General features: G+C 61.7%; 17 protein-coding genes and 2 pseudogenes. 6 read left to right on the forward strand and 13 right to left on the reverse strand.

Going from position 1 to position 22,710, the window contains the following annotated elements; genetic code table 11:
• Positions 1–4 precede the first annotated feature (4 nt).
• The 11 genes and pseudogenes from OH720_RS15265 to OH720_RS31880 all read right to left on the reverse strand — a co-directional run.
• Complete coding sequence (locus OH720_RS15265) at positions 5–1,033, reverse strand: HAD family hydrolase (RefSeq protein ID WP_272606305.1); 1,029 nt, start codon at positions 1,031–1,033, stop codon at positions 5–7.
• Entirely contained in the window at positions 1,030–2,394 is a 1,365-nt protein-coding gene (locus tag OH720_RS15270; protein ID WP_272606306.1) for a hypothetical protein, read from the reverse strand. The genes OH720_RS15265 and OH720_RS15270 overlap by 4 nt, the downstream gene beginning before the upstream one ends.
• Positions 2,391–3,971, reverse strand: a complete 1,581-nt coding sequence (locus OH720_RS15275; protein WP_272606307.1) for a VWA domain-containing protein — start codon at positions 3,969–3,971, stop codon at positions 2,391–2,393. Before OH720_RS15275 ends, OH720_RS15270 begins: the two co-directional genes overlap by 4 nt.
• Before the next feature lies 1 nt (position 3,972).
• On the reverse strand, positions 3,973–4,965 hold the full coding sequence (locus OH720_RS15280; protein WP_272606308.1) for a vWA domain-containing protein: 993 nt from the start codon (positions 4,963–4,965) through the stop codon (positions 3,973–3,975).
• Entirely contained in the window at positions 4,952–5,530 is a 579-nt protein-coding gene (locus OH720_RS15285; protein WP_272606309.1) for a DUF4381 domain-containing protein, read from the reverse strand. Before OH720_RS15285 ends, OH720_RS15280 begins: the two co-directional genes overlap by 14 nt.
• On the reverse strand, positions 5,527–6,462 hold the full coding sequence (locus OH720_RS15290; protein WP_272606310.1) for a DUF58 domain-containing protein: 936 nt from the start codon (positions 6,460–6,462) through the stop codon (positions 5,527–5,529). Before OH720_RS15290 ends, OH720_RS15285 begins: the two co-directional genes overlap by 4 nt.
• Positions 6,459–7,439, reverse strand: coding sequence for an AAA family ATPase (locus OH720_RS15295; RefSeq protein WP_272606311.1), 981 nt, complete (start codon positions 7,437–7,439; stop codon positions 6,459–6,461). Before OH720_RS15295 ends, OH720_RS15290 begins: the two co-directional genes overlap by 4 nt.
• A gap of 8 nt (positions 7,440–7,447) precedes the next feature.
• Complete coding sequence (locus OH720_RS15300; protein ID WP_272606312.1) at positions 7,448–8,395, reverse strand: SphA family protein; 948 nt, start codon at positions 8,393–8,395, stop codon at positions 7,448–7,450.
• Positions 8,396–8,438: 43 nt separating this feature from the next.
• The gene (locus OH720_RS15305) at positions 8,439–9,890 is read right to left on the reverse strand and encodes a DUF1254 domain-containing protein (protein WP_272606313.1); all 1,452 of its coding nucleotides are present in this window, start codon (positions 9,888–9,890) and stop codon (positions 8,439–8,441) included.
• A gap of 9 nt (positions 9,891–9,899) precedes the next feature.
• A complete protein-coding gene (locus tag OH720_RS15310; RefSeq protein WP_272606314.1) occupies positions 9,900–10,691 on the reverse strand; it encodes a hypothetical protein in 792 nt (263 codons plus the stop codon).
• A 286-nt stretch (positions 10,692–10,977) separates the two neighbouring features.
• Positions 10,978–11,079: pseudogene (locus OH720_RS31880) on the reverse strand (DUF6124 family protein); the annotation flags it as partial.
• 117 nt (positions 11,080–11,196) lie between these two features.
• On the opposite strand from OH720_RS31880, the gene OH720_RS15315 reads away from it, so the two are divergent.
• Positions 11,197–11,469, forward strand: coding sequence for a hypothetical protein (locus OH720_RS15315; RefSeq protein WP_272606550.1), 273 nt, complete (start codon positions 11,197–11,199; stop codon positions 11,467–11,469).
• Positions 11,470–11,711: 242 nt separating this feature from the next.
• On the opposite strand, the pseudogene OH720_RS31700 reads toward OH720_RS15315, so the two are convergent.
• Positions 11,712–12,170, reverse strand: a pseudogene (locus OH720_RS31700) (RHS repeat-associated core domain-containing protein); the annotation flags it as partial.
• A gap of 161 nt (positions 12,171–12,331) precedes the next feature.
• The gene (locus tag OH720_RS15325) at positions 12,332–12,757 is read right to left on the reverse strand and encodes a YciI family protein (RefSeq protein ID WP_272606315.1); all 426 of its coding nucleotides are present in this window, start codon (positions 12,755–12,757) and stop codon (positions 12,332–12,334) included.
• Between the two features lie 231 nt (positions 12,758–12,988).
• On the opposite strand from OH720_RS15325, the gene tpx reads away from it, so the two are divergent.
• The 5 genes from tpx to OH720_RS15350 all read left to right on the forward strand — a co-directional run bounded on the left by tpx (position 12,989) and on the right by OH720_RS15350 (position 22,671).
• Positions 12,989–13,489 (forward strand): thiol peroxidase, encoded by a 501-nt coding sequence (tpx, locus tag OH720_RS15330; protein ID WP_020800095.1) that lies wholly within the window; start codon positions 12,989–12,991, stop codon positions 13,487–13,489.
• A gap of 176 nt (positions 13,490–13,665) precedes the next feature.
• Positions 13,666–14,982: an MdtA/MuxA family multidrug efflux RND transporter periplasmic adaptor subunit gene (locus OH720_RS15335; protein ID WP_272606316.1), complete on the forward strand. Its 1,317-nt coding sequence runs from the start codon at positions 13,666–13,668 to the stop codon at positions 14,980–14,982.
• Positions 14,979–18,083, forward strand: coding sequence for an MdtB/MuxB family multidrug efflux RND transporter permease subunit (locus OH720_RS15340; protein ID WP_272606317.1), 3,105 nt, complete (start codon positions 14,979–14,981; stop codon positions 18,081–18,083). The genes OH720_RS15335 and OH720_RS15340 overlap by 4 nt, the downstream gene beginning before the upstream one ends.
• A complete protein-coding gene (locus tag OH720_RS15345) occupies positions 18,080–21,187 on the forward strand; it encodes an efflux RND transporter permease subunit (protein ID WP_272606318.1) in 3,108 nt (1,035 codons plus the stop codon). Before OH720_RS15340 ends, OH720_RS15345 begins: the two co-directional genes overlap by 4 nt.
• Positions 21,184–22,671 carry an efflux transporter outer membrane subunit gene (locus OH720_RS15350; protein WP_272606319.1) on the forward strand — a complete coding sequence of 496 codons (1,488 nt, stop codon included), beginning with the start codon at positions 21,184–21,186 and terminating at the stop codon, positions 22,669–22,671. Before OH720_RS15345 ends, OH720_RS15350 begins: the two co-directional genes overlap by 4 nt.
• The last annotated feature ends 39 nt before the right edge of the window (positions 22,672–22,710 follow it).

Here is a 22,710-nt window from a genome sequence, read left to right on the forward strand (position 1 = left end):
TTTTTTATTGCACTTGCTCAGGTGTGGCGGCATCGAACGGATAGATCCGGCGCCACTCGGCGGCCATGTCCACAACGGTCCAGCCACGGGTTTTTGCTTCGTCCAGGGCCTTGTCCAGACGGCCGATCTGCGACTGGCGGTCATAGGCCCATTCACGCTTGGCGTCGGTGTGATGAACCAGCCCCATGAAACGCTTGCCTGTCCCGGCCGCAGTCCACTGCAGCATTTGCAGGTCGCCGTCGGAGTTGCCGAATGCCAGGATCGGTCGGCGCCCGATCACGGCGTCGATGCTCACCGGCTTGCCCGGCCCGTCATCGTTGTGGGCCAGTTTCGGGGTACGCAGGATCGACGCCTTGCCATCCTTGTATTCAAACGTGGTGACGAATGTGGTGCCGATCACCTGCTCGGGCGGGATGCCGTAGACCTTTTCGGCGAAGGCGCGCATGAAGCCGGTGTCGCCACCAGAAACGATGTAGGTCTTGAAGTCCTGGCGGCGCAGGTAGTCGAGCATTTCCAGCATCGGCTGGAAGATCATTTCGGTGTACGGCTTGCCGGTTTTCGGGTGGCGGGCCTGGCTCAACCAGGTCTTGGCGTAATCGTCGAAGGCTTCGGTGGTCATGCCGGTGTGGGTGGCACCGAAGATTTTCATCATGCCGTCAAGACCGCTGGCGGCCAGGGCCTGGTGATCGTTTTCCAGCACGGCCTGGAATGGCTGGGTGGTCTTCCATTCCGGATGCTGCGCCGCGGTGCGCTTGACCTCTTCCAGGGCGAACAGCAACTCGAAATACATCGGCTGCTCGCTCCACAAGGTGCCGTCGTTATCGAACACGGCGATACGGTCCTCGGGTTTGACGAAGTCCTTGCTGTTTTGATCGGTCACCGCCTGGACGAACTCGATGATGTTCTTTTTCGACGGACCGTCATTCCACGACGGCAGTGGTTCGGCGGCCTGCACCAGCAATGGCAGGCTCAAGGCCAGTGCCAGCAGCAGCTTTAACCCGTGGAACTGGCGGTGCGCTATCGGGTTCGTCATGGGAAATCCTTCTCGTGAACGGGGTTGAGTGGTCGTAGTGCGCTAGCGACTGATTCTTCGTTGTGTTCGGACTGACTATGCAGCGTAGTCAAGGATTGCTTGAGTTGGAGCAGGGCTTGATCTTTGGTCGGCTGCCGGCCGTAGCACGCACGCAGGAACGCTTGCAGGCGCGGGCCGAAGGCGGTGAGTTTCAGGCCCTTGCGCCGGCGCCGGGTCCACAGGTACAGGGCGCTCAGCTGCGCAGGTTGGCCCTCCAGCTGTGGCGGGATCTGGCGCCAGGCGTACTCGGACGATTCCAGCCAGGCTGCGTGACGGGCACTGCGCCGGGCCTGCCAGGCGAGGTGCGCACGATGAATGAACGGGCGCGCCAACCACACCAGCAGCGCCACGCCCAACAGCAGCGCCAGCAGGCCAAAGGCGAAACCGGAGAGGTGCAGGCGGTTTTGCTGACCGAGCTTTTTCAGGTCTTCGGTGATCGAGAACACCGGTTTGTAGGCGCTGTTGGCAACGGCGTCGAAGCTCACCGCGGGGACCTGGGCAGTGCGGGTCTGCTGGCTGCCGGTGTCCCACCATTTCAGCTCGATGGCCGGCAAGCTGTGCTGGCCTTGCGTGTCGATGCGGTAAGTCACGCTGTCGATGCGTTGGCCACCGGTGAAGTTGCCGCGGCCGTCGTCCAGATTGTTGATCTGCGGGTTTTTCGGATAACGACTCAGACCACTGATATCCCCTAGCGCCGGCGTCGGCAACGACATGCCCAGGGCGCCGTCGGCTTGCAGGGTCAATTGGCGGGTGAGGCTATCGCCGACTTGCAACGCAGTGGCCGGCTTGATGATGTCCTGAGTGAAACGCAGCCCCTGGGCGACCAGTACCGGCTCGCCGGGCTTGAACCCCGGCGGTTGTGTCGCCGTGAAGTGCAGCGCTTGGCTTTGCGCGCTGAGCTCGAGGGTGGCCTGGCCCGGGGTTGCCCGTACCGTCAGCGGCGCAATATCGAAAGCCTGGGCGACGTTTGGCGTGATCAAGTAGCTGTAGCGCATGCCGTTGAAGGATTTGCCGTCGAGCGTCTGGTTCAGGTGTTCGGCGTGGCCATCGGACGGCAGCACCAGGGCGCCGGGCAATTTCAGGTCGGGCAGGGTGGGGGCGCTGGTGAACCAGGTGTCGGTGAGCACATCCAGGCGCAGTTCGATGAGGCTGCCGACCATGGCGGTGTCGGCGGGTTGCAGGCTGGCCTGGACGCGCAGTTCGGGTTCGGCGGCGAGGGTGGTGGTGCTGGTAATGCAAAGGAGCAGCGCGCCGAGCTTTGTGGTGAATGTTCTGACGTGTTCGCGGGCAAGCCGCGCTCCTACAGGGGATGAGCTGATCATGGCTTGCCCCCTGCCTGATCCTGCAAGCTGAACTTCTGCTTCAGGAACTTCGCCGGCGATGTCGTCAGGTTCTGCAACCACTGCGCATCCGAAGCCGCCTGTTCGGTTTGCAGCGCTTTGCTCTGGCCCTTGCCCGGTGCCTTGTCCATCTTGATGTCGTCCGGTTTGACCTCGGGGGCATTCTGTTCGGCGCTTTCGGTGTCTTTCTGCAAGGCGATGGCCAGCGCCAGGTTGGCCGTGGCCTCAGGGAATTGCGGCTGCAGCTTCAGCGCCTGGGTGTAGGCCGCGATGGCTTCGTCGAACTTGAAGCGGCGCACGTAAATATTGCCCAGGTAAAAATACGCCTGGGGCGTTTGCAGCCGCGCGAAACTGGCCAGGGCCAGGTCGAAATCCGCGGCGTTGTAGGCGGCGATGCCTTTCCAGTACGGGTCGACAAAGTGCGCGGCGGCCTGCGGGAAATGTTCATGTTCGAAGGCCCAGCGACCTTGCTGGTCCGGGGTGAAAAAGGCATCGGTCAGCGCATTGGCTTGTGCTGGGGCCGGCTGCACGACAAGGCCGGCAGCCAGCACAAAACCGGCCATCCAGTTCAGGCTCCAGCCCTTGCGCACACTGAAAAACGCGATCAGCAACAGCGGCCAGCACAGCCAGTAGCCGGCGTCCTTCCAGTGCAGCTCATGCTGCTCATCACTGGCGCTCTGGAAATGCTGTTGGGCGTGCAGTTCCACCCAATCCAGGTCGTCGTCATTGAGCGTCAGGCTGCCTAGCGGCGCATCTGTGGCTGACGCGAGTTGCTTGAGTGCGGCCTGATCAAAACTGCCCAGTGCCGGCCGGCCATTGCTGTCGGTGCGCGGCTGGCCATTGGCGTCGCGAATGATCCCACCGTCCTCACTGCCGACTGCGAGGATCAGAACTTGCAGGTCGCTGCCATCCAGTTGTTTATCGAGGCCGGCCAGCGCCGAGGTGTCGGCACCGTCCGTGATCAGCAGCAGGGTGCCCGGGGATTTTTCCGCGGCCAGCAGGCGCTTGGCCTGATCGATCACCGCCCCGACATTTTTCCCCGGTTTGCCGATCAGCTCGGTGCCCAGGGCCTGAATGAAGCTGTCGAGCAGGGCCGGATCGTCAGTCGGGGGCAATACCAGGTGTGCGCTGCCAGCGTAGGCGATCAGCGCATTGCGCACGCCGGCACGACGCTGGATCAGGTCGTGCAGCTTGTGCTTGGCCGCTTCCAGCCGACTGGGTTGAACGTCGCTGGCGTCCATCGACGGCGACAGGTCAATGGCGATGATCAGCGGCGCCCGGTTTTCCAGGAAGTCCGGACGATCCTGTTCCCAGGTCGGCCCGGCGGCGGCAACCGCCCCCAGCATCAACAGCACGCAGACCAGGTGCACCGGGCGTAACCATTGCCGGTCCCGGGGGGTAATCAGCAAGTGCGGCAGCAAGTGCCCGGCGATGTTGCTGCGCAAACGCCGCTGCAAGTTGCGGCTACGACGCCACAGCAGCGGCAGCAGGGCAGCAAACGGTAGCAGCAACAGCCACAGTGGGCGCAGGAAATGGAAGTCGCTGAGGTTGATCTCCATCTCAAGCCTCCTGGCGCTGACGAGCGATGGACAAGCGCGGCAGTAGCATGGCGCACAGGTGGTAGAGCGCAAGCAGGGCGATCGCCGCCCCGAGCGGCCACCAGAACAGGTCTCGCTTGGGTTGGTGGCTGAGGGTTTTCACTTGATGCGGGGTGAGTGTGTCGAGGGTGCTGTAGACCTGATCCAGCGCGTTGCGGTCTTCGGCGCGGAAGAACTTGCCGCCTGTCGCCGTGGCGATCTGCTGCAGGCCCTGCAAGTTGACCTTGGCCTCACCGGAGGCGTCAGGATCGCCAATGCCGATGGTGTGAATCACCACGCCTTTGGCCGCGGCCATTTGCGCCGCGTGGTCCGGGGTGATCGCACTGCTGGTGTCGTTGCCGTCGGTGAGCAGGATCACGACTTTTTCCTGCTCATGGGCCTGATCGAGCAGTTTCAGGCTCAAGCCAATGGCATCACCGATCGCCGTGTTGGGGCCGGCCATGCCGATGCCGGTGTCGTCCAGCAACAACGACAGGCTGGCATGATCGAGGGTCAAGGGCGCCTGGGGGTACGCGCCACTGCCGAACACGATGAGGCCGAGGCGATCCTCTTTACGCTTGTCGATAAAGCCATGCACTACTTCCTTGACCGCTGCCAGGCGATTGATCTTCTGGCCATTGGCGTCAGTGAAGTCGGTGGTTTCCATGGACTGGGAGATGTCAATGGCCAGCATCAGGTCGCGCACCGGTTGCTGGCGCTCGATGGGCTTTTCCACGTACACCGGCCGGGCCGCCGCCAGCAGCAACAGTGCCCACACCAGCAGGTTCAGCAGCAATTGCCAGGAGTTGGTGCGCGTACCGGCCTGGCTCGGCACCTGGCCGACTGCGCGGCTCATGGCACTGAAAAACGGCACGCGCACGGCGCTGCGCGCTTCACGGTAATCGGGCAGGTAGCGATAACCCAGCCACGGCAACGGCAGCAGAAGTAACAGCCAGGGGTAATCAAGCTGCCACATGATGACGCTCCACCCAAAGTTTGCAGGTGTCGAACAATTGCTGGCGTTGCTCGTTCGGCATGGCGCGCAGCACTGCATCAGGGGCGTAGGCGAGTTGCGACAGTTCTTGGCTGAAGTTGGCGGGCAGGGGCTCTTTGCTGTGGCGCTGCAGAAAGGCCTGCCAATCCTTCCCGCCTAGCGCGGTCACCTGTGGGAGTGAGCCTGCTCGCGATAGCGTTGGATCAGTCGGCAAGGATTTTGAATGTGAGGGCCCCATCGCGAGCAGGCTCGCTCCTACAGGTTTTGTGTTGGGCATGGAGATGGCCACACGCTTGAGCAGCTCTGGGAGCTCACGCAACGCATTCAGGTCATCGCTGCGCTTTTGCAGCTGCGCCAATCGCAGCAACGCCTCCCGCCGATAACGGTCCCGTCGCCATTGCCAATAACGCCGCGCACCCAGCAGTACAACCGCGACGACAAACACTGCGAGCAACACCCACCATCCCCAGGTCTGCGGCGCGTAGCTGACCGGCGCTGGCAGGGCGATCTCCTTGAGTTGCTCAATACTCGGGACATTCGGGTTCATCGCCGCGCTCCCGCTTGCTTGCCCAGCTCGGCCCGCAGTTGTTCGTGCGCTTCGGTGGCGGTGCTGAACATCATCAACGGCACCTGGCTGCGCCGCAGCAACGTGGCCACGTCCTTGAGCCGGCCACTTAGAAAGTCGCCCAACGGCTGATGCACCTGACGCCGCTCCACCGCCAGTTCAACCTGCAGCTGGCCTTGGGTGACCAACAGGCGGCCATTTTTCGGCAGGTTCAACGCCAAGGGGTCGTAGACCTGCATGGCAATCACATCGTTGTGCGCCGACAGTTGGCGCATCAGCTGCAAGGTGCGCTCGCCGGCACCGGCAAAGTCGCTGACGATGCAGATCAAATGATCGTGTCCGGCCAGCGCCAGGCACTGCTGCAAGACCTTGTCGAGCTGGTCTTCGCCTTCGGCGTCCGGGTTGGCCGCGTTCAGTTCCTGATTCTGCTGGGCGATACGGCTGCACAAGGCTTCGATCCGCTTGCGACTGCGCAGCGGGGCTATCGCGTCGATACGCTGATCGTTGAACACCAGGCCGCCAACCCGATCCCCCGCGTTGAACACCATCCACGCCGCCAAAGCGCCGAGTTCGGCGGCGATGGCAGATTTGAAGCTGCGTTGCGAGCCGAAAAACATGCTCATGCGCTGGTCGACCAGGATCAGCGCCGGGCGATCGCGCTCTTCGGTGAAGGTGCGCACCACCGGTTTGCCGGTGCGCAGCGACGCACGCCAGTCGAGGTGGCGCAAATCGTCTCCCGGCTGATAGCGGCGCAGTTCATCGAAGTTCAAGCCACGGCCACGCAGGCGCGAGGCATGGTTGCCGGCCAGAATGCTGCCTTGTGGCTGACGCGCGAGAAAACTCAGGTCACGGGCCTTGAACTCCAGGGCCATCAATTGCGCCAGAGAGACGTAGACCAGGCCATCGATGTTCATGCCGGGATCGCAACCTTGTCGAGCAAACGGTCGAGTACCTGGTCGGCCGTCACGCCGTCCGCCACTGCGTCGTAGCTCAATTGCAGGCGATGACGCAGCACCGGGTGCACCACGGCGCGCACGTTGTCCGGCGAAACGAAGTCCTGGGCCTGCAACCACGCATCGGCGCGGGCACAGCGGTCCAGGCCGATGCCGCCGCGCGGGCTGGCACCGATGGCGATCCAGCGACCGAGGTCGGCATCGTAGTCGGCGGGGTGACGCGTGGCGTTGATCAGGTCGATCAGGTAGCGGTCGATGGCCGGGGACACGTGCACCGCACTGACTTCCCGGCGTGCGGCGAAGATCACGTCCTGGGCCAGGGCGAAGCCTTGCACCGCGGCGGTCTTGGCGCCAAGGGCCTGTTCTTCTTCGCGCAGCAGGCGCAGCACCTGGCTCTCGTTTTCCGCACTCGGATAGTCGAGCAGCACCTTCATCAGGAAGCGGTCCATCTGCGCTTCCGGCAGCGGGTAGGTGCCTTCCTGTTCGATCGGGTTCTGGGTCGCAACCACGATGAACAGCTCCGGCAGCGCATGGCTGTTGCCGGCCACGGTGATCTGCCGTTCTTCCATGGCTTCGAGCAGCGCGGCCTGGACCTTGGCCGGCGCACGGTTGATTTCGTCGGCCAGGATCAGGTTGCCGAACAGCGGGCCCGGCTGGAAGCGGATCTCGTTTTTACCCTCGACCTGGTGCAGCACCTCAGCGCCGGTGATGTCGGATGGCAGCAGGTCGGGGGTGAACTGGATACGGCTCATCTTCGCGTCCAGGTGCTTGGCCAGCGCCTTGACGGTGCGGGTCTTGGCCAGCCCCGGCAGGCTTTCCAGCAACAAGTGCCCGTTAGCCAGCAGGCCGACGAGGATCTGCCGGATCACCTGGTCCTGGCCGAGCACGGCTTCGGCGATGCTGGCTTGCAGGGCGTTGAGGTCGGTGAGTGCGCTCATGCTTGCTCCTAGAAAAACGCCAACGTCAGGTTGATCGAAAAACCGTTGCCTTCGGGCCGGTTCTTGGTGTCGAACTCCGGAATCCAGCGAGCATTGAAGTTGGCCTGGGCATCGGCGAACTTGCCCTGCCAGCCAAATGTCGGGCCGGCACCCACCGAACGTCCGCGAAAACCGCTATCGGCACCTGACCCGGTGTCGTCGGTGAGCTGCTGGATGTAACCCGCCGCCAAACCGGCGTTCCAGCCGTTGCCGAAACCGTGGGTCCACAGCGCGTCGAGGGTGAAGATGTCGCCGTTTTTATAATCGGTGGCGTCGTTCTCGGTGTAGAACTCAAGCCCCCCGGACAGGGTGAACTCGCCGCCCTTACCGTCGAGGTGGGTGAAGGCCACGGTGGGCATGAAGGTGTAATTGTTCTGGCCGGCGTTGGCCAGGCGATCATCGTTGTAGGCGCCGGTCGGCACGTAGATCGGCAGCGAGAGCGAAAGATGGTTGACCTCGTCGAGGTGGTAGCCGGCGGCGATGGGCGTCACCAGCATGTCGGCGAACTGGGTGGCAGTGTCTTCGGTGCCCAGGGTCCTGCCACGCGGGCCGGTGATGCTCGCGGTGATGTCGGTGTACTGCACCGGCACGCCGATGGCCGAGGCGTAGTTCCAGCTGCCCTTGCCGGTATCCCAGACGTGGGTGAAGTTGGCCATGGTGTAGGAGATTTTCAGGTCCAGGCCGGTACTCAGGGCGCCCACGATGGGCACCTGTGCATTGCCCTTGAGCTCGCCGTCGTACCAGAAACTGCTCAACGACATCACCCAGCCGGGTTCCGGTGGCACGATCCCGGCATTGGAAAATACCTGCAGGCCGGTCATCGGCCGGCCGCCGCCACCTTCAGCCGCCAGCAGCAACGGGCTGGCGCCGACCATGCACAAGGCCAACAACGGACGTACAACAAAAGCCCTGACCATCAACGACTCCATTTACCTGTTTTGTTTAATTCAACACTCGGCGTCATTCCACGGCCGTGATGTCGTCGAGTTTCCAGCTCTTGTCGAAATAAGGCAGGGTTGGGGCATACAGGCGGAAATAGCTGAACCAGTGTTTGCCCGGCAGGGTTTGCACCCAGTTGGTTTCGAAACCTTCTGGTGCGGTGGGACCGAAGTACAGGTCCACCGAACCGTCGGCGTTCATTTTCAGGTCCTGGCGCGACGACAGGTCGGCCTTGCGCTGCGGGTTGTCGATCAGGCAGCGACTGTCGATGTCGTACACGGTCATCGACCAGAATTGCTTGGCCGGCGGGTTGGCTCCGACGTGCAAGCGATAGCTTTTGCCGCCGTCGAGCCAGTTGCCTTTGGCATCGGTATAGGCGCCGAGGTAGGTCTGGCCCAGCCCCGGGGTTTTCGAGACCATGCCTTTGGTGTTGGTCACCGCCTCGTAGAACCAGGCGCTGCGTTCCCATAACTGGTCGTAATAGGCAACGCGCTGGGAAGGATCGGTAATGTTTAACACCTTGTCCCACTGGCGGTCCGGCCAGTATTGGGCGCCGGGGAAACGCTTGGCGAAGGTATTGGCCTTGGCGATCAGCTCGCCGATCTGTGCACCTTGTTCCAGGGCCTTGCGTTGATTGGCGTCAGGGTTGAAGGGCTTGTCCTTCTCGATGCCCAGGCTGGCAAGCATGGCCATGTAGAAACGATCACGTTCGTTGACCGGTTCTTTCTGGATGATCTGGTGCAAGCGTTCCCAGTACGCCATTGCCCGTGGCTGGGTGCCGGACCAGGCTTTGCCGCCGGGGGAGAGCAGTCGGGTCTGGTCAGGCTCCCCACGCTTGGCGTAGGGGTACATCCTGAATTGTCCGACCAACGCCTTGCCTTTGGCCGGGTCGGGATCGAGCACGCGAAATCCCACCAGCACGTTCATTGTTTGCGACTTGGCCAGGTAATACTTGCCAGCATCGGCCGGTGGCTCGGCGCCCGGTGGCAACACCAGGTATTTGCCACCCTTGCCTTTGTCCGGGCCGGTCTGGCCCATGTCGATGATCGCGCGTTGCCAGAAGTCGCCAACACCGCCTGCGGTCGGCCCGGGGGGCAGCTCGATCACCAGCGGGCCGGTTTCATTGAGATCGACGAAACCCAGGATGTAGGGCGTGGTGGCGTTGGCGGTGATGACGCCGAGCTTGTCTTCGTAACTGTCGAGCACCATCAGGTCGCCACTGCGGGCGCCCAGTTTGTCGCGAAACTCCCCCTGCCATTGCGCGTAGGACACCAGCGGCAACGCCCACAGGTAACTCTGGGTCGCTTGCTGGAAATCCAGTTCGGCATAGAGCTTGGCGATGGATTCATGGGCCGGCAGTTCACCTTCCATGGCGATCTGGCCGATCCGGGTATCCGGCTCCTGGGCACCGACCCCGCAACTGACGAACATCGTCATCAGGCTGAAACCGGCTGCGCGAATCGCACCGTGCATAGGGATTCCTTATTTGCCGAAGGTGGCGTTGAGGCCGACAAACAGCGTGAACTGCGGCATGCCATCGCCTTTTTTCTCGACGGTCCATTGCGGTTCGATGAAGGCGTTGAGGATATTGGGCCCGTCTTTCCACACTTTGCCGCCACCCAAGCCGAGTGGGATGTAGTGGGTGTCGTTCTTCAGGTCGAAGGTCCAGATGCCGGTGGAACGCAGGTACCAGCCTTTTTCCAGGTTATGGATGATGAAGGGCTGCATCGTTGCGCTTTCGACGTGGGGCCGGTCGTGGTCTCCGGCGAACGAACTCTGGTATTGCACCAGCGCGCCCAGCAGCCCGCGGGGTGAAGAGTCGATAGCGACCGCGGCCAGGCCGCCTTGCCATTTGCCTGTGCCGAGTTCGTCCTGATCGGCAGTGGGGGCGGTCAGCATCGGGCCGATGCCCAACTGCACGCCTTCGGTCTTCACCAGGAATATATCGAACAGGTTCAGGTCACCTTCGCCGGTGCTGTAGCCACCGTTCGGGTCCGGGTGGGTACTGATCGGCGCCGTGGCGCGGATCAATTGCGGCACGCCAATGTAATCATTGGGCGCAATCGGCAGCGTGCCGCGTATCAGCAGGTCGTTGGTATGGATATTGGAGTCGTAGTACCTGGGGGTGTAGTAGTCCTGGGCGCTCATGCCCGGCGCGAAGTTCAGCGGGTTGTTGCTTTTGTTGGCGGTCTCGGCGTTGTCCGCATGGGCGCACAAAACAGGCGCAAGCGAAGCCATCAGAAGATAGGCGTGCATCCCCAATTTGTTTGTCATGATTCCCCGATTCCTTGGTGGCTCATTTGGACAACCCGGCACTTGGCGGCCGTTACGACGTAGTCTCTTTCTGATCAAGCCTGTAGGACATGTCTTTTGAACCTAGCAGCTAAATGGGGGTTAGCCAGTCCAAGGGATTAATTCTTTGGTTTTTTGTACAAGTTTTTCGATGTTTTTGTGTACTAAAAAGTTAATACGAATCAAGGGATTGGAAAACAAAGAGCCCGCCATCGGTAGGAGAACGATGGCGGGCTTGTGGTTTTTTGTGGCGAGGCGGTAGTGGTGGTTAAGGCGGGTCAAGATTATTCAGCATCCGATTCACTGCCATCTCTCCCAGCACGATCGACGGCTGAATACCCGGCAGGGTGTGGCTCTGCGGCCCATTCATTGACGCCTGATTTGCAAGACCGGACTGGCATCGGTATCCCGATTGAGCGAAACATTTCCTTGAGCATCGTATGCCCTCACCGTGCCCTCAAAGGACACGTGACGGGCGGATTCAGATGTGTATGACGGAACCGAGCTTAAAGATTCATTTGATCCCCATTCGCTGTCATGGCGTCTACCAGATCCCGACCAATCCGAATCCGTAGGGGCAGATCCTCGTCTTGACCTGGAGAATGTTGTAGCAGTAGAACTGGCTGATCCCAACGAACTGATTGAATTGTTTGAGCCAAATGATCGAACACTCAAGGCTGAGGACGTCGACTCCATCGAGTTAGTTGAGTGGCTCGACGCAATTGATTCGAGCGAACCCGTCATTCCAGACCTGTTCTGAGTTCTCATGCTTGCGCCCATTGGGTGGTAGGTGAATGGAGGCATGCTGATGGGGTCCAGCAGTGGAGTTTGTGTAATGGCCCTCTGTCTGGAAACGCTTGTTCCCACTATCTGCGCTACGACACTCCTCGGGTTTTTGTTAGCTTGCTCTGCAAATCGGATGAAAGAGCTCCATAAGGAAGCATGCCCATTCGGATCTCTCCGATTAACCGGATCCCCCAAACAATACGCATAGGGATTGAGTCCTCCCTTCCCAAATGGGCTCCAACTGTCCGGGATGTCAAACCGCATCAATACCGGATTGTATGGCCGATATCCGTTCCCCAGGATATAGCGTCCAGTTATCGGATCGCGCCTTTCGCCATTGAACCCTATCAGACTTGGCAGTCCGTTGTTAACGGATTGGAAACCGTAGGGTGAATAGGAGATGGGTTGGATCATATTGGTGTTAACTGTATTGAGCACTGACCGTTGCTGGTCAGTGGTCACTAACAGGGTATCGACCGTTGTCCCGCTGCTATTTTTCTGTGCCAGGATTTGATCGTCGTCTTGAAAGATCGAATGTTTCAATTGACCTTGAATTTCCGTAGCCAAACGGTTTTTGCAGTAAAAGCGTTGAAATTCGGCGTCTGCTACGGGCGACGTCCCGATAAGCCGATTCAGTGGGTCGTAAGAGTACATACAAAGTCTGGTATCACGCATCGCCTGCACTACCAAGTTTCAATTGGACCGGGACGCTCATCTTCATCCGCAATGTTGACGATGTCTACTAGCAGAACTGATAGGTTGTTCCTCGTGGGAGATATCAGTGGCGAAGGAGCAAGTTCCCTCGCCACATCGGTTTTACGCTGTCAGTTAAAATCTCAGCACTTCTTCCCCAGCCCAAACGCCCGCTCTTCCTGCTCACGCAACTCCGGGGTCAGCTGCGCACCGAAATCCTCCAGCTCGAACACCTGGCGAATCTCGATCTCGGCTTCAGTACCCGGCATCGGGTTGGGGCAGCGCTTGACCCATTCGATGGCTTCTTCCTTGGACTTCACCTGCCACAGCCAGTAGCCGGCGATCAGTTCCTTGGTTTCGGCGAAGGGGCCGTCGATCACTGTTCTTTTGTCGCCGCTGAAACGCACTCGGGCACCTTTGCTGCTCGGTTGCAGGCCTTCGCCGGCGAGGAGGATGCCGGCCTTGGCAAGTTCTTCGTTGTAGTTGCCCATGGCGGTGAGCAGTTCGGTGCTGGGCATGATGCCGGCTTCAGAGTCCTTGCTGGCCTTGACGATGATCATGAAACGCATGGTGTGGTCTCCGCTGGATGTGGATGCTTCACTTATAGTCGAATGATCTGCGGTTGAATCGACAGCGGTGGGTCAACAAATTTTCAGAGTTCGGCGTGCGCAGGCCCCCGTGCCGGTTTTGTGCACCGACACATGACAATTTGTATCCACCCCATAGGTCACCGGCGCATTTCGTGGTTAACTTCTGCCTCTTCAAAATTCTCCACCACAACGTTCAGAAGGACTCCGTTCATGGCTCAAGTCACTCTTAAAGGCAATCCGGTTCAAGTCAACGGCCAACTGCCTCAAGCCGGTTCCAAGGCGCCAGCCTTTTCCCTGGTTGCCGGCAATCTGTCCGACGTCACCCTGAAAGACTTTGCCGGCAAGCGCAAAGTGCTGAACATCTTCCCTAGCATCGACACCCCGACCTGCGCCACCTCCGTGCGCCAGTTCAACGCCAAGGCGAGCAGCGTCGACAACACCGTGGTGCTGTGCATCTCCGCTGACCTGCCGTTCGCCCAAGCCCGCTTCTGCGGCGCCGAAGGCCTGGAAAACGTGCAGAACCTGTCGACCCTGCGCGGTGCCGAGTTCATCGAGAACTACGGCGTTGCCATCGCCGACGGTCCGCTCAAGGGCCTGACCGCCCGTGCCGTGGTGGTTCTGGACGAGAACGACAACGTGCTGCACAGCGAGCTGGTCAAGGAAATCGCTGACGAGCCGAACTACGAGGCTGCACTTGCTGTCTTGAAATAAGTAAGTTTTACAATTGTTAACGGCCTGGCCCTGTCCAGGCCGTTTTCATTTGTGTTTCAGTGTCTTGGATAAATCTCCTGTTACGTAAGCCGAAGGTAAATTGCCGGTAAAGGCGCTTTGCTTAAGACCCGCCAGTGCTTATCGTTCAGCCTCATGTAAACAAGCCCACGCGCCCAATGGTTGATCACTCAATGCAATCCTCTGCTTCCCGTAGTCCCCGTCGCTGGCTGTTTGGCCTGCTTGTCCTGTTGGTCATCGCTGCCCTGTGCTGGAAATTCTGGCCCGGCAGCGCTGCGCCGAAAGAGGGCGCGCAGCCGAAAGCCGTGGCCGGCCACACCGGCAGGTCCGGCGGGATGCGGCCAGGGTTCGGCGGGGCGGCAGGGCCGGTCCCGGTGCGCGTTGCGCCGGCAGTCACGGGGGATTTCCCGCTGTATTACAAGGCGCTGGGTACAGTGACGGCGCTGAACACCATCAACGTGCGCAGTCGCGTCGGCGGCGAACTGATGAAGATCTATTTCGAGGAAGGGCAGATGGTCAAGGCTGGCGATCTGCTGGCAGAAATCGACCCGCGTCCTTATCAGAACGCCTTGCTCCAGGCGGAAGGCACCCTGCTGCAGAACCAGGCGCAGTTGAAGAATGCCCAGGTGGATGTCGAGCGTTACACCGGCCTGTACCGCGAGGACAGCATCGCCAAGCAGACCCTGGACACCGCCGTGGCGCTGGTCGGTCAGTTCCAAGGCACGGTCAAGACCAACCAGGCGGCAGTCAACGACGCCAAGCTCAATCTCGAATTCACCAAGATCCGCGCCCCCATTGCCGGACGCGTCGGCCTGCGTCAGTTGGACGTCGGCAACCTGGTGGCAGCCAACGACACCACGGCGCTGGCGATCATCACCCAGACCCAACCGATCAGCGTCGCCTTCACCTTGCCGGAAAACAGCCTCGATGTGGTGCTGGCACGCTATCGCAGCGGCGCCAAGCTGCCGGCCGAAGCCTGGGATCGCGGTGATACCAAGCTGCAGGCCACCGGCGTGCTGCAGAGCCTGGACAACCAGATCGACGTCACCACCGGTACCCTGAAATTCAAGGCACGTTACGAGAACCGCGACCAATCGTTGTTCCCCAACCAGTTTGTCAATGTGCGCCTGCTGGCGGACACCCTCAAAGGCGTGGTGCTTGCGCCATCGGCGGCGATCCAGTTCGGCACCAACGGCACGTTCGTCTATGCCCTGGACGGCGACAAGAAGGTCAAGATCCGGCAGCTGAAAATCGGCGCCAGCGACGGCGAAAACACCGTGGTCACCGAAGGCCTGTCCGCCGGTGATCGTGTGGTACTGGAAGGCACCGACCGCCTGAAGGACGGCAGCGACGTGGAAGTGGTCAACGACCCGCAGCAAGTGCCGACCAGCCCCGCGGGCCACCTGCAGGGCAAATCGGCGGCCAACGCGCCTGAGCCGGCGACCACCGACAAGGCGAAAAAGGGCGGCGCATGAATCTCTCGCGGCTGTTCATCCTTCGCCCGGTAGCGACCACCCTGAGCATGCTGGCCATTATCCTGGCCGGCGTAATCGCCTATCGCTTGCTGCCGGTGTCGGCCTTGCCTCAGGTCGATTACCCGACCATCCGTGTCATGACGCTGTATCCCGGCGCGAGCCCGGACGTCATGACCAGCGCCGTGACCGCGCCGCTCGAGCGACAGTTCGGGCAAATGCCCGGCCTGACCCAGATGGCGTCCACCAGCTCCGGTGGCGCCTCGGTGCTGACCCTGCGTTTCAGCCTCGACATCAACATGGACGTCGCAGAACAGCAGGTGCAGGCGGCAATCAATGCCGCGACCAACCTGTTGCCCAAGGATTTGCCGGCACCACCGGTGTATAACAAGGTCAACCCGGCCGACACCCCGGTGCTGACCCTGGCCATCACCTCCAAGACCATGCTGTTGCCCAAGCTCAATGACCTGGTCGACACCCGCATGGCGCAGAAAATCGCCCAGATCAGCGGCGTCGGCATGGTCAGCATCGCCGGGGGCCAGCGCCAGGCCGTGCGGATCAAGGTCAACCCTGAAGCCCTGGCGGCCAATGGCCTGAACCTGGCGGACGTGCGTACCCTGATCGGCGCGTCCAACGTCAACCAGCCCAAGGGCAACTTCGACGGCCCGACCCGGGTCTCGATGCTCGATGCCAACGATCAACTGACCTCGCCCAATGACTACGCCAACCTGATCCTGGCCTACGCCAATGGCGCGCCGTTGCGTCTCAAGGACGTGGCGGAGATCGTCGACGGTGCCGAAAACGAGCGCCTGGCGGCCTGGGCCAACGAAAACCAGGCGGTGCTGCTGAACATCCAGCGTCAGCCCGGGGCCAACGTCATCGAAGTGGTGGACCGGATCAAGGCCTTGCTGCCGAGCATCACCGACAACCTGCCGGCCGGCCTCGACGTCACGGTGCTGACCGACCGCACCCAGACCATCCGCGCCTCGGTCACGGACGTACAGCACGAATTGCTGATCGCCATCGCCCTGGTGGTGATGGTGACCTTCCTGTTCCTGCGCCGGGCCAGTGCCACGATCATTCCGTCGGTGGCCGTGCCGCTGTCGTTGATCGGCACCTTCGGTGTCATGTACCTCGCGGGCTTTTCGGTCAACAACCTGACCCTGATGGCCCTGACCATCGCCACCGGCTTCGTGGTGGACGATGCGATCGTGATGCTGGAGAACATTTCCCGGTTCATCGAAGAGGGTGACAGCCCGCTGAACGCGGCGCTCAAGGGCGCCAAGCAGATCGGCTTCACGCTGATCTCCCTGACCCTGTCGCTGATTGCCGTGCTGATCCCGCTGCTGTTCATGGCCGACGTGGTAGGGCGGCTGTTCCGCGAGTTCGCCATCACCCTGGCGGTGGCGATCCTCATCTCCCTGGTGGTGTCCCTGACCCTGACCCCGATGATGTGCGCGCGGCTGCTCAAGCGTGAACCCAAGGAAGAAGAGCAGGGCCGTTTCTATCGTGCCAGCGGTGCGGCAATTGATTGGATGATCGCGGCTTACGGGCGCAAGTTAAAGTGGGTTCTCAAGCATCAACCGCTGACGCTGATGGTGGCGATCGGTACCCTGGCGTTGACGGTGTTCCTGTACATGGTGGTGCCTAAGGGCTTCTTTCCGGTGCAGGACACCGGGGTGATCCAGGGCATTTCCGAGGCACCGCAGTCGATTTCCTTCGCGGCGATGAGCGAGCGCCAGCAGGAGTTGGCCAAGGTGATCCTGGCGGATCCGGCGGTCGAGAGCCTGTCGTCCTACATCGGCGTCGACGGTGACAACTCGACGCTCAACAGCGGCCGCTTGCTGATCAACCTCAATGCCCACAACGACCGGGACCTGAGCGCGACGCAAGTGATCGCTCGCTTGCAGCCGGAACTGGACAAACTGATCGGTATTCGCCTGTTCATGCAGCCAGTGCAGGACCTGACCATCGAGGATCGGGTCAGCCGTACGCAGTACCAGTTCAGCATGTCGTCGCCGGATTCCGAGTTGCTCAGCCTGTGGAGCGGGCGCCTGGTCGAAGCGCTGGCCCAGCGCCCGGAATTGACCGATGTCGCCAGCGACCTGCAGGACAAAGGCTTGCAGGTCTATCTGGTGATCGATCGCGACGCCGCGTCGCGGGTCGGGGTGTCGGTGTCGAACATCACCGACGCGCTGTACGACGCCTTCGGCCAGCGGCAGATTTCCACCATCTACACCCAGGCCAGCCAGTACCGCGTGGTGCTGCAATCGCAGTCCGGCGAGAAGATCGGCCCGCAGGCGCTGGACCAGATCCACGTCAAGACCACCGATGGCGGGCAGGTGCGCCTGTCGAGCCTTGCGCATATCGAAGAGCGCCAGGCGCAACTGGCGATCACCCACATCGGCCAGTTCCCGGCGGTGATGATGTCGTTCAACCTGGCGCCCGGCGTGGCGCTGGGGCATGCGGTAGAGATCATCGAGCAGGTGCAACAGGACATCGGCATGCCGATTGGCGTGCAGACCCAGTTCCAGGGTGCGGCCGAAGCGTTCCAGGCGTCGCTGTCGAGCACCTTGCTGCTGATCCTGGCGGCGGTGGTGACCATGTACATCGTGCTGGGCGTGCTCTACGAGAGCTATATCCACCCGATCACCATTCTGTCGACCTTGCCCTCGGCGGCGGTCGGCGCCTTGCTGGCGTTGATCCTCAGTGGCAATGACCTGGGGATGATCGCGATCATCGGCATCATCCTGCTGATCGGCATCGTGAAGAAGAACGCGATCATGATGATCGACTTCGCCCTCGATGCCGAACGCAACCAGGGCGTGGACCCGGAAACGGCGATCTATCAGGCGGCACTGCTGCGTTTCCGGCCGATCCTGATGACCACCCTGGCGGCCCTGTTCGGCGCGGTGCCGTTGATGCTGGCCACCGGTTCCGGCGCGGAATTGCGGCAACCGCTGGGCCTGGTGATGGTCGGTGGCTTGCTGTTGAGCCAGGTGCTGACCCTGTTTACCACGCCGGTTATCTACCTGTACTTCGACCGTCTCGGTCGGCGCTGGGGCCGCAAGCCTGAGCCAGCGGACGCGGTAGAGCAGCCATGAACCTGTCGGGACCTTTCATCAAGCGCCCGGTCGCGACCATGCTGCTGAGCCTGGCGATCATGTTGCTCGGCGGTGTGAGTTTCGGCCTGTTGCCGGTGTCACCGCTGCCGCAAATGGACTTCCCGGTGATCGTGGTGCAGGCCAGCCTGCCCGGCGCCAGCCCCGAGGTCATGGCGTCGACGGTGGCTACACCGCTTGAGCGTTCCTTCGGCGCCATCGCCGGGGTCAACACCATGAGCAGCCGCTCCAGTCAGGGTTCGACCCGGGTCATCCTGCAATTCGACCTGGACCGCGACATCAACGGCGCGGCGCGGGAAGTGCAGGCGGCGATCAATGCCTCGCGCAACCTGCTGCCCAGCGGCATGCGCAGCATGCCGACCTACAAGAAGGTCAACCCGTCCCAGGCACCGATCATGGTGCTGTCGCTGACCTCGGACGTGCTGGAAAAAGGCCAGCTCTATGACCTGGCCTCGACCATCCTGTCCCAGAGCCTGTCGCAGGTGCAGGGCGTCGGCGAAGTGCAGATCGGCGGCAGCTCCTTGCCGGCGGTGCGCATCGAACTCGAACCCCAGGCGCTCAACCAGTACGGCGTGGCCCTGGACGATGTACGCAACACCATCGCCAATGCCAACGTGCGCCGGCCCAAGGGCTCGGTCGAAGACGATCAGCGCCTGTGGCAGGTGCAGGCCAACGACCAACTGGAAAAGGCCAAGGACTACGAATCGCTGATCATCCACTACGCGGACGGCGCAGCCCTGCGCCTGAAGGATGTGGCCAAGGTCAGCGATGGCGTCGAGGACCGCTACAACAGCGGTTTCTTCAACAACGATTCGGCGGTACTGCTGGTGATCAACCGCCAGGCCGGCGCCAACATCATCGAGACGGTCAACGAGATCAAGGCCCAGTTGCCAGCGTTGCAGGCCGTGCTGCCGGCCAGCGTCAAGCTGAACCTGGCCATGGACCGCTCGCCGGTGATCAAGGCCACGCTGCACGAAGCGGAAATGACCCTGCTGATCGCCGTGGCGCTGGTGATCCTGGTGGTGTTCCTGTTCCTCGGTAACTTCCGTGCGTCGCTGATCCCGACGTTGGCGGTGCCGGTGTCGCTGGTTGGCACCTTTGCCGTGATGTACCTGTATGGTTTCTCGCTGAACAACCTGTCGCTGATGGCGTTGATCCTGGCCACCGGGCTGGTGGTGGACGATGCCATCGTGGTGCTGGAGAACATCTCCCGGCACATCGACGCGGGTGTGCGGCCGATGAAGGCCGCGTACCTCGGTGCCCAGGAAGTCGGCTTCACCTTGCTGTCGATGAACGCGTCGCTGGTGGCGGTGTTCCTGTCGATCCTGTTCATGGGAGGGATCATCGAGAGCCTGTTCCGCGAGTTCTCCATCACCCTGGCGGCGGCCATCGTGGTGTCGCTGGTGGTTTCGCTGACCTTGACGCCAATGCTCTGTGCCCGCTGGCTCAAGCCGCACACGCCAGGCCAGGAAAACCGCCTGCAGCGCTGGAGTCAGCGGGCCAACGAATGGATGGTCGGCAAATACGCCACCAGCCTCGATTGGGTGCTGCGCCACCGGCGCCTGACACTGCTCAGTCTGTTGGTGACAATTGGCGTGAACATTGCGCTGTATGTCGTTGTTCCTAAAATATTTCTTCCGCAACAAGACACCGGGCAGCTGATCGGTTTCGTGCGAGGCGATGACGGTTTGTCGTTCAGTGTGATGCAACCGAAAATGGAGACCTTCCGCCGTGCCGTGCTCAAGGACGACGCGGTGGAAAGCGTCGCCGGTTTCATCGGTGGCAGCAACGGCACCAACAACGCGTTCATGCTGGTGCGCCTCAAGCCGATCAAGGAACGTAACCTTTCAGCGCAGAAGGTCATCGAACGCCTGCGCAAGGAAATGCCCAAGGTCGCCGGCGCGCAGCTGATGCTGATGGCCGACCAGGACCTGCAGTTTGGCGGTGGCCGCGAACAGACCTCGTCGCAGTATTCCTACATCCTGCAAAGCGGTGACCTGGGTGCGCTGCGCGAGTGGTATCCGAAAGTGGTGACCGCGCTCAAGGCGTTGCCGGAACTGACCGCGATCGATGCTCGCGAAGGCCGCGGCGCCCAGCAGGTGACGCTGATCGTCGACCGCGACCAGGCCAAGCGCCTTGGCGTGGACATGGACATGGTCACGGCGGTGCTCAACAACGCCTACGCCCAGCGGCAGATTTCGACCATCTACGACAGCCTCAACCAGTATCAGGTGGTGATGGAGGTCAATCCCAAGTACGCCCAGGACCCGATCACGCTCAAACAGGTGCAGGTGATCACCGCGGACGGCGCGCGGATTCCGCTGTCGACCATCGCCCATTACGAGAACAGCCTGGCAGACGATCGGGTCAGCCATGAAGGCCAGTTCGCCTCGGAAAGCATTGCCTTCGACATGGCCGCAGGCGTGACCGTGGAGCAGGGCAGTGCTGCCATCGAGCGGGCGATTGCCTCGGTGGGCCTGCCGGAAGACGTCATCGCGAAAATGGCTGGCACCGCCGATGCCTTCGCCGCGACGCAGAAAAGCCAGCCGTGGATGATCCTTGGCGCGCTCGTGGCGGTGTACCTGGTGCTGGGCGTGCTGTATGAAAGCTATATTCATCCGCTGACCATTCTCTCGACCTTGCCTTCGGCGGGGGTCGGCGCGTTGCTGTCGATCTATGCGCTGGGCGGCGAGTTCAGCCTGATCTCGTTGCTCGGCCTGTTCCTGCTGATCGGTGTGGTGAAGAAAAACGCCATCCTGATGATCGACCTGGCGTTGCAGCTCGAGCGTCATCAGGGCATGGCGCCGCTGGAGTCGATTCGCAACGCCTGCCTGCAACGTTTGCGGCCGATCCTGATGACCACCCTGGCCGCGATCCTCGGCGCCTTGCCGCTGCTCCTGAGCCGTGCTGAGGGCGCGGAAATGCGCCAGCCGCTGGGCCTGACCATCATCGGCGGGCTGATCTTCAGCCAGGTGCTGACCCTTTACACCACCCCGGTGGTCTACCTCTATCTCGACAAACTGCGCCATCGCTTCAACCATTGGCGTGGGGTGCGTACCGATGCTGCTCTGGAAACTCCGCTATGACTGACCGTTCGCTGTTCAACCTGGCTACACCGCTGGTCACCGCCCGAGGCTCGCGGCTGCTGAGCCTGTCGCTGTGCGTGGCGATGCTCAGTGCCTGCGCCGTCGGCCCGGATTACCAGCGCCCGCAAACTGCAGAATCTGCACAGTACAAGGAAGCGGCCGGCTGGACCCAGGCCAATCCAAGCGACGCCCTGGCCCGCGGTGCGTGGTGGGAGCTGTACGGCGACCGACAACTCAATGGCCTGATCGAGCAACTCAACCGCGCCAACCAGACCGTTGCCCAGTCCGAAGCCCAGTACCGCCAGGCCCAGGCCTTGGTGCGCAGCGCCCGGGGCGCGTTTTTTCCAACGGTGGACCTGACCCTGGGGAAAAACCGCTCCAGCCAGGGCACCGGCAGCAGCAGTTCCAGCCTGACCAGTTCGTCCAGCGGTATTCGCGACACCTACACCGCCCAGGCCGGGGTCAGTTGGGAGGCCGATGTCTGGGGCAAATTGCGCCGTGGTCTGGAAGCCGACACCGCCAATGCCCAGGCGAGTTTTGCCGACCTGGCGGCGATGCGCCTGAGCCAGCAGTCGGAGCTGGTGCAGAACTATCTGCAATTGCGCGTGATGGACGAGCAGAAACGCTTGCTGGAAGCGACCGTCGCGGCCTACCAGCGTTCGCTGAAAATGACCGAAAACCAGTACCGCGCCGGGGTTTCCGGCAAGGACGCGGTGGCCCAAGCCCAGACGCAACTCAAGGGCACCGAGGCGGACATGGTCGATCTGATCTGGCAGCGTGCCCAGCTGGAAAACGCCATCGCCGTGCTGATCGGCTTGCCACCGGCCGAGTTCAGCCTGGCGGAAACCCAGAGCATCCCGGCCTTGCCCGAGGTGCCACTGAGCCTGCCTTCGCAACTGCTGGAACGTCGCCCGGACATTGCTTCGGCAGAACGCTCGGTCATCGCCGCCAACGCCAACATCGGCGTGGCCAAGGCCGCTTATTACCCGGACCTGACCCTGAGCCTGAACGGTGGCTACAGCAGCAGCACGTCGAAAGACTTGTTCAGCCTGCCGAACCGGTTCTGGTCGGTCGGCCCGCAACTGGCCATGACCTTGTTCGACGGCGGCCAGCGTTCGGCGGAAGTGGACCGCAGCGAAGCGGCCTACGACGAAACCGTAGCCAAATACCGCCAGACCGTACTCGACGGCTTCCGCGAGGTGGAGAATTTCCTGGTCCAGCTCAAGGTGCTGCAGGACGAAGCGGTGGTGCGCCAACAGGCGCTGGACGCGGCCCGCGAGTCGTTGCGACTGACCGAGAACCAGTACAAGGCGGGGGTGATCGCCTACCTCGATGTGGTCGTGGTCCAGGCCGCGGCATTGAATAATGAACGCAGCACCCTGGACCTGTTGCAGAGCCGCCTGATCGCCAGTGTGCAGTTGATTGCCGCGCTGGGTGGCGGCTGGGACGGGCAGCTAACCCCTGATCAACGTGCCTCATTGTAGGAGCGAGCAGGCTCCGGGCGGCGTTCCGACGATGCTCGT

Source organism: Pseudomonas sp. WJP1, assembly GCF_028471945.1.
Classification (GTDB): Bacteria; Pseudomonadota; Gammaproteobacteria; order Pseudomonadales; family Pseudomonadaceae; genus Aquipseudomonas.